Source organism: Bacillus sp. 1735sda2 (assembly GCF_024159245.1).
Classification (GTDB): domain Bacteria; phylum Bacillota; class Bacilli; order Bacillales; family Bacillaceae; genus Bacillus; species Bacillus pumilus_O.
Map to the genome: position 1 here is coordinate 3164210 of NZ_JAMYWZ010000001.1, position 16511 is coordinate 3180720.

The 16511-nt window shown below is 38.8% G+C and carries 14 protein-coding genes and 1 pseudogene; 3 read left to right on the forward strand and 12 right to left on the reverse strand.

Annotated elements, in window-relative coordinates:
• Positions 1–18 precede the first annotated feature (18 nt).
• The 6 genes from NKR21_RS16650 to NKR21_RS16675 form a co-directional block, all read right to left on the reverse strand.
• Positions 19–975, reverse strand: a complete 957-nt coding sequence (locus tag NKR21_RS16650) for an ABC transporter substrate-binding protein (RefSeq protein ID WP_144457151.1) — start codon at positions 973–975, stop codon at positions 19–21.
• 139 nt (positions 976–1114) lie between these two features.
• Complete coding sequence (locus tag NKR21_RS16655) at positions 1115–2023, reverse strand: alpha/beta hydrolase (protein WP_253602546.1); 909 nt, start codon at positions 2021–2023, stop codon at positions 1115–1117.
• 65 nt (positions 2024–2088) lie between these two features.
• Positions 2089–3000 (reverse strand): alpha/beta hydrolase, encoded by a 912-nt coding sequence (locus NKR21_RS16660; RefSeq protein ID WP_144457149.1) that lies wholly within the window; start codon positions 2998–3000, stop codon positions 2089–2091.
• Positions 3001–3312: 312 nt separating this feature from the next.
• Entirely contained in the window at positions 3313–3741 is a 429-nt protein-coding gene (gene psiE, locus NKR21_RS16665; protein WP_012011173.1) for a phosphate-starvation-inducible protein PsiE, read from the reverse strand.
• A gap of 37 nt (positions 3742–3778) precedes the next feature.
• Complete coding sequence (locus NKR21_RS16670) at positions 3779–5086, reverse strand: HAMP domain-containing sensor histidine kinase (RefSeq protein ID WP_144457147.1); 1308 nt, start codon at positions 5084–5086, stop codon at positions 3779–3781.
• Positions 5073–5768 carry a response regulator transcription factor gene (locus NKR21_RS16675; protein ID WP_088001764.1) on the reverse strand — a complete coding sequence of 232 codons (696 nt, stop codon included), beginning with the start codon at positions 5766–5768 and terminating at the stop codon, positions 5073–5075. Before NKR21_RS16675 ends, NKR21_RS16670 begins: the two co-directional genes overlap by 14 nt.
• A 252-nt stretch (positions 5769–6020) precedes the next feature.
• Between NKR21_RS16675 and NKR21_RS16680 the strand changes: the two genes are divergently transcribed.
• On the forward strand, positions 6021–7229 hold the full coding sequence (locus NKR21_RS16680) for a DUF418 domain-containing protein (protein WP_144457145.1): 1209 nt from the start codon (positions 6021–6023) through the stop codon (positions 7227–7229).
• A 109-nt stretch (positions 7230–7338) separates the two neighbouring features.
• On the opposite strand, the gene NKR21_RS16685 is transcribed toward NKR21_RS16680, so the two are convergent.
• Entirely contained in the window at positions 7339–9342 is a 2004-nt protein-coding gene (locus tag NKR21_RS16685; protein WP_012011178.1) for a DUF6270 domain-containing protein, read from the reverse strand.
• A 293-nt stretch (positions 9343–9635) separates the two neighbouring features.
• Between NKR21_RS16685 and NKR21_RS16690 the strand changes: the two are divergent.
• Positions 9636–10316: pseudogene (locus NKR21_RS16690) on the forward strand (DUF418 domain-containing protein); the annotation flags it as partial.
• A 78-nt stretch (positions 10317–10394) separates the two neighbouring features.
• Here NKR21_RS16690 and NKR21_RS16695 read toward each other — a convergent pair.
• Positions 10395–11327 (reverse strand): helix-turn-helix transcriptional regulator, encoded by a 933-nt coding sequence (locus tag NKR21_RS16695; RefSeq protein WP_012011179.1) that lies wholly within the window; start codon positions 11325–11327, stop codon positions 10395–10397.
• Positions 11328–11411: 84 nt separating this feature from the next.
• Between NKR21_RS16695 and NKR21_RS16700 the strand changes: the two genes are divergently transcribed.
• Positions 11412–12062 carry an FMN-dependent NADH-azoreductase gene (locus NKR21_RS16700; protein ID WP_012011180.1) on the forward strand — a complete coding sequence of 217 codons (651 nt, stop codon included), beginning with the start codon at positions 11412–11414 and terminating at the stop codon, positions 12060–12062.
• 64 nt (positions 12063–12126) lie between these two features.
• Here the strand turns inward: NKR21_RS16700 and sufB are convergent, their stop codons facing one another.
• Genes sufB through sufD form a run of 4 tightly spaced genes read right to left on the reverse strand, consistent with a single transcriptional unit; the run spans position 12127 to position 16511 of the window.
• Positions 12127–13524, reverse strand: a complete 1398-nt coding sequence (gene sufB, locus NKR21_RS16705; RefSeq protein ID WP_088001775.1) for a Fe-S cluster assembly protein SufB — start codon at positions 13522–13524, stop codon at positions 12127–12129.
• A gap of 17 nt (positions 13525–13541) precedes the next feature.
• A complete protein-coding gene (gene sufU / locus NKR21_RS16710) occupies positions 13542–13988 on the reverse strand; it encodes a Fe-S cluster assembly sulfur transfer protein SufU (RefSeq protein WP_012011181.1) in 447 nt (148 codons plus the stop codon).
• Positions 13978–15198 carry a cysteine desulfurase gene (locus NKR21_RS16715; RefSeq protein ID WP_012011182.1) on the reverse strand — a complete coding sequence of 407 codons (1221 nt, stop codon included), beginning with the start codon at positions 15196–15198 and terminating at the stop codon, positions 13978–13980. Before NKR21_RS16715 ends, sufU begins: the two co-directional genes overlap by 11 nt.
• On the reverse strand, positions 15198–16511 hold the full coding sequence (sufD, locus tag NKR21_RS16720; protein WP_144457143.1) for a Fe-S cluster assembly protein SufD: 1314 nt from the start codon (positions 16509–16511) through the stop codon (positions 15198–15200). The genes NKR21_RS16715 and sufD overlap by 1 nt, the downstream gene beginning before the upstream one ends.

Genomic DNA, 16511 nt, shown 5'->3' on the forward strand with positions numbered 1-16511 from the left:
TTTTCTCCTCTGTTATCCTTATTTATCAATTCCGAGACGATCATAAATATCATCAAGCATCATGTTTGCAGCGATAATACCGCCACCCATGTTCCAAGTGATTTCATCCACTTTATGCACTTGTTTCGCTTTCACTGCGTCAAGCTGCTTCCATAAAGGATGACTCGTCCACTCTTTATAAGCCTTTTCAACCGCTTTATCCTGATCATCCATGAAGTAATAGATCACATCTGCATCCATTTGCGGAATGCTTTCTTTGTCTGTCAGTGTTATGATGTCTTGCTTTTTATCTTTGACATTCTTAGGTCCTTCAAAGCCTAGCTCTGTTAAAATGGACCCTGCGAATCCAGTTTGATAGATTCTAGCATGATCTGCACGGAAGTTCACCACAGACACACTCATTGGCCAGTTTTTGATATCTTTTTTCGCTTTTTCTTTGAAGTCAGCGACACGGTCATCCCACTTCGTTAGCAATTCTTTTGATTTGTCTTGCTGATTTAAAGCATCACCCATTAATTTCACTGTATCTTTAAATGTGAATACGGTTTCTGTTGCAACCGTTGGAGCGATTTCTTTCAGCTGATCAAAAATTTGCTCGTGGCGGATTTTTGATGCAATGATCAAATCTGGGTTCAGTTTTTCAATTTCCTCTAAGTTTGGCTGTGTTTCTTGCCCAACAATTTTGACATCCTTTAAGTCATCTCTTAAATATTTATACGTAGGTGCTTCCAGCCATGATTCAACAACACCCACTGGTTTAATGCCCATCGCGACTGCTGCATCGGTTGCTCCTTGGTACAGCGTCACAATACGCTTTGGTTTATCCTTAATATTGTCAGTTGAACCGATAGCGCTTTCAACAGTCCTTGTTTTCTCTTTATTACCTGACTTGCCGTCACTGCTATTGCTGCCACAAGCTGCAAGTAAAACGATGGAGAGCACAACTAATAGCGACCAAAAAGATTTTTTGAACATGTACCTCACCTATCCATTCTATATGTAGTCATATCATTTGATAACGATTCTCATTATCACACTATGATTTTATCATAGAAAAGGATGGTGTCAATGTAAAATTTTAAGAAAAAGGGAGAGAGTTGACTAGTTGTTCATACTAAATAGAACGACTCCACATTTGGATGGTATCCCCAATCTGTTTTCCCGCTTCGAGTAACACCGACAAATGGGTATGTCCATCCAGCACTTCATAGACTGATTGTTGCTTGATCTCTTCATGTGGCAGTTCATGATAGGCAGAAATTTTTTCTATATCATACAGCTCATCCTCGCTGCCTACTAACATCGCATAGGGCTGATCAATCCCAGCAAATTTCTTTTTAGGTGCGGACGGTGTTAAGGCAAGGGATAGATTGACGGTGATGGCTGTCAATAAAAGCGGGTCTTGCTCAACTACCAATGCTGGATAATGAAAACGTACGGCTTCAGAATGACCCATCAGCCTTCCTTTTGTCATGGCAGACAAAACGAATTTCCATACTTGAACGCTCGCAAAAGGAATTTGATCAGGCCTTGCAGTGTCTGATTGATAACCAAATTCAGGTGCAATAAAAAAGTAACCGTCTACCTCTCTTTTTTTCGGCCAAGATAAGTAGTTTAGCAGTAATCCCGCTCCAGAAGAATGCCCGCAAAGATAAACAGCTCCTTGATGCTGCTGTTTGACCGTATCCACAAACTGCGAAATATCTTGCCACACATCTGTGACACAAGGTGTATCGCCCTTTTTTCCATCTGAATGGCCGTGACCTCTTAAATCGATTAAAAACGTATTCACTTGAAAATCATGCTGAAGCGTATAGGCGATATGCTCGTAACCAGCTAAACTATGAGCACCACCGCCATGAATCAAGATGACATTGGCCTGCGTCTTCTTTTCTGATAAAAATGGATAATACGCAAGGCTTGTACCATCATGTGATGAAATGAATTGTCTTTCTGGAATATGTACAGGGGCTGCCTGCTGCATACTTGTAAATGAGAATGGTTCGGTCTTGGTGTCTGTCAATTTTTTCGCTCCTTCAAACAGAAACAAGAATGGCCAGCTGCGCTAGTCATCCTCATTCCTATATCTTATTCATTGCATTCTTTCAAAGGGAAGGTATTACTTTCAATAATCGCAACAATTTGGTTTAACGCTTTTTTTGCTTCTGGTATAGGGAAAACAGGAAACACATGATTCATTTTAGGATATTCTATATAGTTTATTGGAACCCCCTGCTTATCTGCTATCTCTTTGAATTTACGGGCATCTGGAAGGAAGAGTTCGTGAGTGCCTATAAAAACAGAAATTCGTCCCAGTGCTTTGATCTCCCCGTAGATTGGACTGACTAAGTGGTGTGTTTCATCCATGTCACCAGCATATCTTTTTCCTGCTTCAATTAATAAGGCTAGATTGAGCATTGGTTCTTTTGGAACCATAGCAGCGATATCTGGGTTGCTTAATGTAACATCTAGCCATGGTGATAAAAGAATAATATTCCCTGGCTGCGGCAAGCCCTTTTTTGCCAAGTATTGAGCAAAAGCTAACGATAAACCTCCACCAGCAGAATCACCCATGATGACGATATTTTCAGGTGTTCCTTTCTCTAAAAGAGCTTGGTACACAGGAAGGACACTCTCGATCGCATCCATATACTGATAGTTCGGTGCTTTTGGATAAACCGGCACATACACCGTACTATTTAATTGCTTCGTTAATCGATCTAAAAAACGCCAATGCCAAGTCAAAGGCTGTTCAATATAGCCCCCACCGTGTATAAACAACACCTGATGGTCATCCGGCTGGACATTTGATTTCAACATATACGTATCGACTGGAAACGAGTGATTTTTAGTGATTTTGTACTTATTCTTAATTTTTTCAGGCAATTCATAAGGTAATTCATTTGCCCTTTTTCTTTCTTCTAGATAATCATTTACATTGAGTTTCTTTTTCGTCAAAACAAGCAGCTTTTCTACTAAAAAACTTTGAATGCTTCGCATATGATCGACCCCTGTTCATAGAATCATGATGACCAATGTCGATGGAAAGATAAGGCTTCTAAAGCATACCATATGAAGATGTACATCAGGAAAAAACCTTTTTATCCAACTGATCATTCACCATAACAAACAGTTATTCATTAATGAACAACTGTTTGTTTACTGTTACTCATATTCTACTTTTTAGATGCATGTCAATCAATTGTCATTCTGACCCTAACCGTTCATTAATAGACAGATAACGACTGAGTGTTCATCTCGTCAATGTCCAGACACGAAAAAAGACGAACGGTTATCGCTCGTCTTCTTCCCTCACTTCACTTCTTCATGCTCCTGAACCGCATGTCGTTTACTAGCGATAAATAGGGCAACGGTCATGGCTAAAATGGTCAGCGCCCACCAGAAGGTCGATACAGCCTCTTTATGATCGATGATAATCAAACGGATGACGGCTGTGATGCCAATATAAATAAAATAGCGAAGTGGAAAATGAAAGTTTGATTTAAAGTACTTAATAATTAAGGCAATAAACTCAAAGTACATAAAGAAGATCAGCAGCTCACCAAGCATTTCATAATAGCTTTCTCCTTTGTTGACAACATTCTTGTAGACGAATTGGACAATATACCAAGTCTCACTAATTAAGAGGACACTTAAAGCAATGGCCAGAAAGAATAGACAAATATTCAGAAGACCTTGCAAGAGATCGGGTACCTTTTGGAAGTTGTTGAATCGTTTCATTAGATTGTCTCTCCATTCCATGTTATTCATTTGTCACCTATATTTTAATGTGCCAGAAACGCAGCACAATGTAGTAAACGCCGTTCTTTTCCATCCTTTCAAACTGCCCGTGCATACGGGACATCATTCGTTTTATGCTTCGTTCACCAAGTCCAGTGCTTTCCTGCGTGTCATTTGTCTCGTTTATCGCATTGCTGATATGGATCTCAAAGATTTCTTGGTCGGATAAAAATGTGAGATTGATGTCCTTTTTCGGGTCAGCGTATTTCAGTATGTTCGACATCAGATTATCAAACACTCTGCCAAGCTCCTCGACATTCACGTTGATATAGCTGTCTGGCAGCTCTCCTAAAAGATGAACCTTAAATGTCTCTTGCTGCAAAATCGCCACCTGATCTGATAAGAGATCGTAAATAACCTCTTTGACTGCAACTGTCTCAAGCTCAGGTTCATGTTCTTTATCAAGTAGAAAATAGGCGAACAGGTTATCAGATAGATTTTTCAATTGCAGTGCTTTTTCATAAGCACTTGCTATATATTGATCTTTACGGGTATCCGCTCCAGCCTCCTCTTTTTTCGCAAACTCCAAATTCATCATTAGCGACGTCAGCGGTGTTCTCATATCGTGTGACATTTCAGTAACCAAGCTGCGGCTCTCTTCTTGCAGCTCATCGATCGCTTGAAGCTTGTCCAAAAAAGCTTTACGAAGGTCCTCAATACTTTTGGCAATCATCGCTAATTCGTCATGCCCTTTCACTGTCATCTCATAGTCCAGCTCGCCGCCTTCAAGAATATGAATGTCTTGATGAATCGTTTGCAAGTAGCGTAAACTTTTGCGAATACCGATAAGAACAATGAGGAGAAAAATAAGCGTTGCTCCGAGCAGCTCGAGTGTAAAGGCAAGATCGTGGTAACGAGACGAATAGAAACCATCCACCATGACCCGACCTTCACCGTCGCTAAACTGAACCGGATAAGAATGATGCTCGGCGTACTGGGTCACCTTTTCTTTTCCGTACGCCGATTCATCCGCAGCCGAATAGATGGAGTCATATTGTAGCACTTCATCCTTGAAGATGGTCAAATTAATGTAATTCTCTTTTTTCACCCACTCACCAAACGCTTGTCGATCTGTTGAAGACAGCTTATTCTCAGACACATAACGACTGAATTTTTGAATATATTTAGCTGACTCCTCCTCATAATACTCGTCCGAACTCAAGTATCCGTCAATGAGCTCATTGGTGATCTTTTGCAGCGTCATAAAAACAAGACCGCTCACAATGGCAGCCGCCAAAATCAGCAATGCCAGCTTTTTAGCTAGCGTATATTTACGATGTGCCAAATCGGTATCCTCTTCCCCATTCGGTTTTGATATAGATAGGACGTGCCGGATCATCCTCAATTTTGGCACGCAACTTTCGAATATGCACCATCACCGTATTGTTGGAACAATAGAAATAAGGCTGTCCCCACACGCTCTCATAAATATTTTGGGCTGAAAAGATTTTGTTTCGCCTGCTCATCAGCAGCTTCAACATACGATATTCTAAATCAGACAGCTTGATTTGTTGATTTCCTTTCCACACTTCATTAAATTCTTCGCTCACCCTTAGCTTGCCCCCAACAAGAAAAGTTTCTTCCTGTTCCTTCTTTTCCTGATAGACGGTGTACCTGCGTAATTGTGCAATCACTCTAGCATGAAACTCCTCTTGTGAAAAAGGTTTTGTCATATAATCATCCCCGCCGGCAAGTAAACCTTCGGTTTTATCGAATGTACTTGATTTGGCTGTTAGAAATAGAATTGGGACATTTGAAGAGGCTCTCATCTGCTGGCACGTTTCGATGCCTGATAGCCCCGGCATCATCACATCCAAAATCACCAAATCGAGCGAATCGTCCACAAACTTCAATGCTTGCTCGCCATTCATCGCTCTCAGCACCTCATATCCAGCACGTGTAAGGGATTCTTGCAAAAGGTCTCCAATATCCTGATCATCTTCTACGACTAATATTCGATGTGTCATGTCTCTCTCACCTCATGATACGTGATGTACTTTCTTTTATGTCTTTACTATATATCATCTAGCTATGTGAAAAGATACAGTATAAATCTTAACAGTTTATGAAATTGACCGTTCTCCATCAATTTGTCACATTTATTTTCAAAGAATTGGATCTTCATAAATTGTTAAGAATTGGGACGTATATTGATTCATTGTAAGGATCGATGGATTGATCCGAATGACTTTTATCATAACAAGAAAAGGAGCATGGATATGAATGCAAACAAAGTAGCACACGCAATGAGTTTGAAAGATCGGGTTCATTTCTTAGACATCGTACGGGGATTTGCCTTAATGGGTATTATTTTGGTGAATTACTTTTTGATTGTGGATTCGGCGAAAGGGTTTGATATGGGAGCAAATGATGTCTTTCACAACTTGGTGAATTGGTTCGCCTCAGGGAAATTCATTACGTTGTTCTCCTTCCTATTCGGCGTTGGTTTTATGATTTTTATGGATCGAGCTGCTCAGAAGGTGGACAGTCCGAACAAGCTGTTTGCCCGCAGATTAACCATTCTCTTAGGATTTGGTCTTCTGCATTTAACTTTTGTTTGGATTGGTGATATTTTAGCGTATTATGCAGTCGCTGGCTTTTTATTGCTTTTCTTTTACAAACGCACAGCCAAAACCATCGGATACTGGTTGATCGCACTCTTTGTGATTCAATTGCTCACGCCCTTTTTCACGATGCTGCTCAATACCGTCAGTTCAGGATCATCAGGCAAGCCGGACTTTGCTGATTTTGAATTAATCAGCCACAACAGTCTGACTTATTTAGCATCGATTGGTGATCGGTGGACAGATATGATAACGATGGCTTCAAGTTCTTTTTCTACTGTCTATTCTATGTTCTTCATGTTTTTACTTGGTGTGTATTTTGTGAAAATGGCGTTTTTCAAACACATGGAGGCGAAAAAAGCGATTTGGAATCGCATTTGGCTCATCTGTACAATCGCTTTTCTCATCACTCAAAGCAGTACGATCATTGTAGCAATCAATCCTTTTGAAAATACACTCTGGGTGAGCATTGCCACTGCTCTGGAACAAAACGGAGGACTAACTGGCAGTATGTTTTATATGAGTACACTTGCGATGCTATTTCTACACGTTCCTCAGCTACGAGGTGCTTTGATGGTCTTTACAAAAGTCGGACGGATGTCCCTGACCTGTTATTTGCTTCACTCGATCATTGGAACTCTGCTATTTCTTAAATATGGAGCGGGGCTTGTCGATCATCTTCAGCCGGCTGGTACTTTCTTCACGGCTATTGGCGTGTATGTCTTTCTTGTGCTTTTCAGTACGTTTTGGTTAAAACGGTTTAAGTATGGACCGATGGAATTTATTTGGCGTCAGCTGACGTATGGGAAGGTAAACCAAATTCCTAAAGAAAATAAAGTAAAAACGTCAAAATCTATTACGTAATAACTTCATGAAAAAAACCGATCATTCCTAGGGAAATCGGTTTTTTGTTGTAAATTTCAATATTGTTTGATGTTGATATTAAAGATAAATATTGCTTTGTTATAATCGTTTATTTTTTATCCATTAAGACTATCTCATTTAGCTTTGACAAAAATTCTTTGTAATACCCACTTTCATAGTGTGCATAACTTTTGCCGAATGGATGATTATAATGACCAACAAAAGACGTATCACGCATATCAATTATTTTTATTTTTGGTATTAAATTTAGTAAATAATGCTCCATTCTATCCCATAATATATTATTCCTTTTTATAATATCTTGATCGGGAAAATAATTGATTTTATTGTTTGAATCTAGATATTTTGTTGTTAGACGACCTCTATTCAAAATTATTTTATTTGCAGGCATTATACCTAGAAGTCTTTCTACAAATAATTTAATATTTTCTTTCCATAAATCAAAATACTCCTCATTATTTGTATGAGAAATTACATGCTTATTTTTAATTTGTTTAAAGTATTTCGTCCGAGGGAGTAAATAATTCAATGTGATATTTGCATTCTCCTTAATTTGAATAACCTCTCTACAAGCATCAACATAAAAATCTATTATTAAATACTCAGCTTTACTTTCTATTAAATTTTCAAAAAAATCCTTTTCAAAATCTGATCTGATATATTTAATATCAGAAGGTTTTAATCCACAATCAAGGAATTCACTTTCATTGAACTCCACTGGGTCAGATACTAAACTCATAATATTTGAATGAAACTGAGTATAAGAACATTTATATAGCTTTTTATAGTATGGGTTAAAATAATCTGATGTATTAAAAGCGTTTCGACTATAACAAGTACCTAATACCGCAACGTTTGTTAAATTATCTCCCGGCGCTCTATCAACATTTACCCAAATTGAATAAGATTGTGAACCATTCACAAATAAAGTAACTCTTTTATTAGATGAACTTAGCTTTTGGTTATTATTAGATGATAAAGGTATATCATAAAATAACTCATTATCTTGTCTATATCTAATAAACAAATCCCATATATCTCTGTCTTTAAAATTTGAAATCAATTCAGCTATTGAAACTTTAATATCAAAAGTTAAATTATCAGTCGTTGATATTGCCTTTTCATTTTCATTGAAGTATTCGAAGCTGTCCGCTACCTCCCCACGGAGTTTACTAACTAAACTGTACGTCATCCCACTTCCTAATTTAGGTAATTTCCCCTTAATATAAAAATGATCTTGACTCTCTAAAACAGAATCTACCAAGGAAACCATTTCTTTTTGGCTAATTCTTAATGTCACTCTATTGTGAGAAAGAGTTGATAAAACATTTATAGAATAAAAGAAATCATTAAAATCTACTTTTATATGACTGCTTTGTTCGCAAATTGTTGACACATAAACTGAATTATTGGAATTTTCTAACTTAACAAATATATCCCATAATGTATGGTTTGATAAATTATTAAAAAATTCTTTAAATTCGCCCTTAATTTGATATTTATTTTCTTTATAAATAAGCTTTGTAGAGACTTCTTGTGTATATTCTGTCAAAGAGTTATGATTTCTTTTACGTAAGCATAAATATGCTTGTAAATGTTGAATATCTATTTCATTTGATTCTATTTCTAAGATTCCATTAATTCTATTATTTTGAATTTCTAAAAAACTAATACTACTTTGAATTTCTGCAGTTTTCATAAATAAGGCCAGAGTTTTAGCACCTCTTGTTACAAATGGTATTATTTTATATAAATGGCTTTTTTCGAAAAAATGATATTCAAATGAAGAATTAACCTCTGGAAAACTTATACCCACTTTTTCATTTCCATTTACATAAAAACAGTCCCAAATAATTTCTTTATCATTCAAAGTAGAGATGTCTAGTATTTCATTTACGTTCATTTTAAATTCTGCAATTCCATTGTTTATAGCACTTTGAAAATACACCCCACCGTACAAGTTCAGATTTCTACTACTTTGTCTTTTCTGCCACAACAAAGTCATGCTGTTACTTGTTGTATCACATTTAATTCTCATTTCCATATCGCCTGTTTGTTTATTAAATATGTAAGATGCTATACTCGCATGCATAATGAAAAGTCCCCTCATAAATGGTTATTATATGACCCAGACTGATGAAAAAATATAAAACCAGTCCTTTAAGCATATGAATTTCTCCCTGACTAGTTTTATTTTACATGATAAACAATAATTTTACATTAAAATTATATTCTTTTACTAGTAGAGATAAGGCGAACTATAATAGTTCATCTTTTTCAATAGTGCTTTAACCATAAAATAACGCCTTTCTTCTCGAACTTAATCAACGACGGTATATTCCATTGGCAGTTCTTTTGTGAATGGCTTGATGAAGCCTAAACTAGTTGATCGCACTCTTTGTGGTTCAATTGCTCATGCCCTTTTTCACGATGCTGCTCAATATCGTCAGTTCAGGATCATCAGGCAAACCGGACTTTGCTGATTTTGAATTAATCAGCCACAACAGTCGGACTTATTTAGCATAGATTGGTGATCGAATGTCGTTTTTCAAACACATGGAGGCGAAAAAAGCGATTTGGAATCGCATTTGGATCATCTGTACAATTGCTTTTCTCATTACTCAAAGCAGTACGATCATAGCAGCGGTCAATCCTTTTGAAAATACACTCTGGGTGAACATTGCCACTGCTCTGGAACAAAACGGAGGACTAACTGGCAGTATGTTTTATATGAGTACACTTGCGATGCTGTTTCTGCACGTTCCACAGCTGCGAGGTGCTTTGATGGTCTTTACAAAAGTCGGACGGATGTCCCTGACCTGTTATTTGCTTCACTCGATCATTGGAACTCTGCTATTTCTAAAGTATGGAGCGGGGCTTGTCGATCATCTTCAGCCGGCTGGTACGTTCTTCATGGCTATTGGCGTGTATGTCTTCCTTGTGCTTTTCAGTACGTTTTGGTTAAAACGGTTTAAGTATGGACCGATGGAATTTATTTGGCGTCAGTTGACGTATGGGAAGGTCACTGACCAATCGAAAACAAATACATTTCATGCGGCGAAGTAAAGAAAAAAGGCGAATGGCTACAATTCGCCTTTTTTAATATGAAGAGTTTTTTGTGATTCAGAGACAATCCGTTCTCTTTCAATACTGATCCATCATTTCTTGCAATTGTGTCAAATAACTCTCTTTTAATTCATCTGGGTATTCAATTTTCACATGTTTCCCAAATGTGATCAAATAATGAGTCATATACGATAATTCTTCTTCGTTATAACCTCCCATAATATAAGGAGTATCATCAAAGATCTCCAATCTCATATTTGGATAATGATTCTTCAAGAACTTTTCTTTTCCTTGTTCCGTTAATCGACATTTAAATGAGATATCATGATAAGTTTTTTCGTACTCCACCTGCATTGCTTTTAATTCTTCCTTTGTAAAGGTGTCACTGCCTTCTTCTTCAATGATCAAGTCCTTCATAAAGTCACATCTATAGATGCCCCACTTTTTATTTTGAACATCATATGCTTTGGTGAACCAAATCCCATTTCGATAAAATAACTCAAGAAATTGCAGCCTGATCCTTTTATTTTCATATTGAGTGTACGTCATCTTCACGATTTGATCTTCCATCATCGCCTGTAAAATCAATTCCAAATGATTTTGTTCACTAACTGGTGCGACATTATAGTAATGAATCACTTCCAAAGTCTCCGTAATCGTTTGTTTTCTCTCATCAGACATTGTGGCATACAGCTTTTGCCGAATTTGTGAGTAGGACTTTTTAAATGGTGTGGCTGACACTAGATCTAGAGCTTTAAGAGCGAAAAAAATAGCTTGGACTTCATCGGTATTGAAATAAATAGGAACTAATGGAGATTGATTCACCAGTCGATATCCTCCATGTCTGCCAGGTTGAACATAAAAAGCTAAACCCATGGACTCTAGCTCTTCCATATCTCGCAAAGCCGTACGTTTCGAAATGCCAAATTCGGTTTCTAAATCCTTTAATTGAAATGAGTACTTATCACTTAAAAAAATAAGCTCTTGGTTTAATCGTTCAGATTTTTTCATTTGATTTTCCTTCTGAAAAAAGGTGACATGTTTTGTCACCTTTATGTTTTATACTCAGTTTATCAAAAGAAAAGGAGCATGTATATGCAAACATTAATCATTAACGCGCACCCTGATTTCACTCATCAAGAAAGTTATTCAAACAAACTGCAAACATTGTTTTTAGAACAGTTTAAAGAAAGATTCCCTCATGAAGAACCGACAATTTTACATTTACATGAAACTGAAATTCCTCGTATCGAAAAAGACCAGCTGCTACGTATTTGGGATAAGCAAGCATCTGAACAAACATTAACAGCTACCGAAGAAAAAATCGCTGCTGCTTCTTCTACTTTATTGGCTCAATTCAAAGCACATCATCGAATCGTGATTGTATCACCTGTTCATAATTTTAATGTGACGTCACGTATGAAAGATTATATAGATAATATTTTTATTGCTAGAGAAACGTTTAAATATACAGAAAGTGGTTCAGTTGGTCTGATGACTGATGATTATCGTGTACTTTTGCTTCAAGCAAGCGGCTCAATTTTCACAAATCACGATCGATACACACCTCTGGAATTTTCACATTACTACCTAAAAGAAATATTCCAAAACTTGATGGGCTTTCAACAATTTCATATTGTCCGAGCACAAGGAACAGCGATTTTAGAAGAAGAAACGATCTTGACATCTGCAGCTGACGATTTGTCTAAAGCCTTAGATGCGTTTTACTCACCTAGCGGGATGTAAGTTGTATTTTTTCAAAAACAAAAAGACCAAAAACGTTTGATATCACGTTTTTGGTCTTTTATTATTAGCCGATTGAACCTTCCATCTCGAACTTAATCAAACGGTTCATTTCAACGGCGTATTCCATTGGTAGTTCTTTTGTGAATGGCTCGATGAAGCCCATGACGATCATTTCTGTTGCTTCTTCTTCAGAAATTCCGCGGCTCATCAAGTAGAATAGCTGCTCTTCTGATACTTTTGATACCTTCGCTTCGTGCTCTAATGAAATGTTGTCGTTTAAGATTTCATTGTAAGGGATCGTATCAGATGTTGATTTGTTATCCATGATGAGTGTGTCACACTCGATGTTTGAGCGTGCACCCTCTGCTTTACGTCCGAAGTGAACGATTCCGCGGTATGTGACTTTACCACCTTGTTTGGAAATCGATTTCGATACGATCGTTGAAGATGTGTTTGGTGCAAGGTGAATCATTTTTGCACCTGCATCTTGGTGCTGACCTTTACCTGCTAGGGCAATACTTAATGTCATACCACGTGCGCCTTCACCTTTTAGGATGACGGCTGGGTATTTCATTGTCAGCTTAGAACCGATGTTTCCATCAATCCATTCCATCGTTGCATTTTCTTCACATACTGTACGTTTCGTCACAAGGTTGAAGACGTTGTTTGCCCAGTTTTGAATCGTTGTATAACGGCAGTAGCCGCCTTTTTTCACGATGATTTCAACAACCGCACTGTGAAGTGAGTTTGTTGTGTAAACTGGTGCTGTACAGCCTTCTACGTAATGCACATGTGCGCCTTCATCAACAATGATCAGTGTACGCTCGAACTGACCCATGTTCTCAGAGTTGATACGGAAGTATGCTTGAAGTGGAGTATCTACTTTTACCCCTTTTGGTACGTAGATAAATGAACCACCAGACCATACAGCCGAGTTAAGCGCAGCAAATTTGTTGTCAGTCGGAGGAATGACTTTTGCCCAGTGCTCACGGAAGATGTCTTCGTTTTCTTTTAATGCGCTGTCTGTATCTTTAAACACAATGCCTAGATCTTCAAGGTCTTGCTTCATGTTATGATACACAACTTCAGATTCATACTGAGCAGATACACCTGCTAAGTACTTTTGCTCTGCTTCTGGGATCCCAAGCTTATCAAAGGTTTGTTTGATTTCTTCTGGTACTTCATCCCAAGAACGCTCAGAACGCTCTGATGGCTTTACGTAGTACGTAATTTCATCAAAGTTTAATGCATTTAAATCTCCGCCCCATTGTGGCATCGGCATGTTGTAAAAGTGCTCAAGAGATTTCAAACGGAAGTCGAGCATCCACTCGGGCTCTTCTTTCATACGAGAAATTTCTTCAACGATCTCTTTTGTTAGTCCGCGCTCTGAACGGAAAATGGAAACGTCTTTATCAGAAAAGCCGTATTTATATTCACCAACATCTGGCATTTTTTTAGCCATCCATTTTCACTCCAATCTTATGATTTGCCGTTATCTTCGGCAGATGCGCCTTTTTCAAGCGCCTTCCATGATAATGTTGCACATTTAATGCGGGCAGGGAATTTTGCCACTCCTTGCAGCGCCTCAATGTCACCAAGATCAATGGAATCGTCGTATTCTTTTCCTAGCATCATATCGGAGAAAATCTGAGACATTTTCAAAGCTGTTTCAATATCTTTCCCTTTAATCGCCTGCGTCATCATAGAGGCAGATGCCATCGAAATCGAGCATCCTTCTCCTTCAAATTTCGCATCGGTGACTTTTTCGTCTTCGATTTTCATCGTGAGACGAATGCGGTCACCACACGTTGGGTTGTTCATATCGACGACAATGCTGTCGTTTAACACACCTTTGTTTCTCGGATTTTTATAATGATCCATAATCACTTGTCTGTACAGTGTGTCTAAGTTTACATTAAAAGACATTCGTAAAATACTCCTTTGTCTTACGGAGCGCTGCAATCAGTTTGTCAATCTCTTCTTCTGTATTATACAGATAGAAGCTTGCTCTTGCAGTCGCTGATACACCAAGCCATTTCATGAGCGGCTGTGCACAATGGTGTCCTGCACGAATGGCGACACCTTCCGTATCCAGAACAGTAGACGCATCATGCGGATGGACATCATCTAAATTAAACGTCACAAGCCCAGCTCGGTGCTGCGGTCCATAAACAGTCGCACCATCAAGCTCCTTAAAGCGTTCAAGCGCATAAGTGGCAAGCTGATGCTCGTAACGGCTGACTTCCTCCATACCAATGTCATTTAAGAAATCAATCGCTTTTCCGAGTCCAACTGCTCCGGCAATAATCGGTGTACCCGCTTCAAATTTCCACGGAAGCTCTTTCCAAGTAGAATCATACAGATCCACAAAGTCGATCATTTCACCGCCAAACTCAGCAGGCTCCATATTATTCAAAAGGTCCTTCTTCCCGTAAAGTACACCGATGCCAGTCGGTCCACACATTTTATGCCCAGAGAATGCGAAAAAGTCACAATCTAGATCCTGAACATCAATTTGCATGTGCGGGGTGCTCTGCGCACCATCGACAACGAGAATAGCACCGTGATCGTGGGCAATTTTTGCGATGTCTTTAATCGGGTTGATGGTTCCTAATACGTTTGAAACATGTGTGACAGCGACGATTTTCGTTTGATGTGTGATCGTTTGCTTCACATCTTCAAGCGATAGCGTGCCGTCTTCCTGTAACGGAATGTATTTCAATGTGGCGCCAGTTGCTTTTGCTGCTTGCTGCCAAGGGATGATATTCGCATGGTGCTCCATGTGCGTAATGACAATCTCATCGCCTTCTTTGAGGTTTGCTCTAGCATAGCTGATCGCCACTGTGTTTAGTGCAGTTGTTGTACCTCTCGTAAAAATAATCTCCTGGACAGATGAAGCACGGATGAATGCACGAACTTTCTCTCTCGCACCCTCGTATGCGTCCGTTGCTCTTGTGCCAAGGGTATGAACACCCCTGTGGACGTTCGAGTTGTAAGACCGGTAATACTCATTCATTGCATCAATGACCACTCTTGGTTTTTGAGAAGTCGCTGCACTGTCCAAATACACCAAATCATGTCCGTTCACTTGCTGATGAAGGATTGGAAATTGCTCACGAACGTCTTTGATATTCATTATTTTACTTTCCTTTCAATCACAGAAACAAGCTGCTTTTTAACTCCTTCAATCGGCAGTTCTTTGACGACTGGATTTAAGAAGCCATAAATCACAAGTCTTTCTGCATCTTCTTTGGAAATCCCACGGCTCATAAGGTAATACAGTTGAATTGGATCGACACGTCCAACAGAAGCAGCATGCCCTGCTGTTACGTCATCTTCATCAATTAATAGAATTGGGTTTGCGTCACCGCGTGCTTTCTCACTCAGCATGAGAACACGTGATTCCTGCTCAGCATTTGACTTCGTTGCGCCATGCTCGATTTTACCGATTCCGTTAAAGATAGAGGATGCTTGATCCTTCATGACACCATGCTTCAAGATATACCCTTCAGAGTTTTTCCCGAAGTGGATGATGCTTGTTGTAAAGTTTTCCGTTTGATTCCCGCGGCCGACAACAACTGATTTTGTATCACCGAATGTCCCGTCGCCCATAAGCTTTGTGATGTTTTCAGACACGACGTCTCCATCATTCATTAAGCCAAGCGCCCATTCGATTTTACTGTCACGGCCACTTGCCATACCGCGTCTATTCACATAAACTGTGACACCTTCTGAAAGGTTATCTACTGCACCGTAAGTGACGCGAGCATTAGCACCCGTGAACACTTCGGACACGATATTAAAGATGGCTTCTTCAGGTTTTACTGTACTGATGTAGTTTTCTACATAAGTCACTGCACTATGATCGTCTGCTACAACGATGACATGGTTGAACAAAGTCGTGTCGTCGTTTTCATGTAGGTAGACGGCTTGAATTGGCGCTTCAAGTTCTACATTTTTCGGTACATAGAGGAAAGCTCCACCATTCACTAAAGCAGCATGTAAAGCTGTTAGTTTATGCTCATCTACTTTCACTGCATCAGTCATGAAGTATTTCTTCACTAGATCGCCATGTTCACGAAGCGCTGTATGAAGATCAGTGAAGATCACGCCTTTGTCTTTCGCTTCTGTTGAAAGAGACAAGTATGCTGGCGTTTGATCACGCTGAATGTAAACTGTCTTATCCGTGTCCTCTAAATCAATAAGAGATTTCACTTCTTCAGGAAGCTCTTCTAATGATCCAAATGGTGCACTTTCGACTGTATGCTGTTTGAAATTGGTTAAATTCCATTTAGAAATATTCGTTTTGTCAGGCTTTGGCATTGGAAGGTCTTCTGCTTTTTCAAGAGCCTGTAAGCGAAGGGAACTCATCCATGCCGGTTCCTGATGCTTCTCGGAGAAGCTTTTGACATAATCTTGATCTACTGATAATTTCGTTTCTAATGTCAT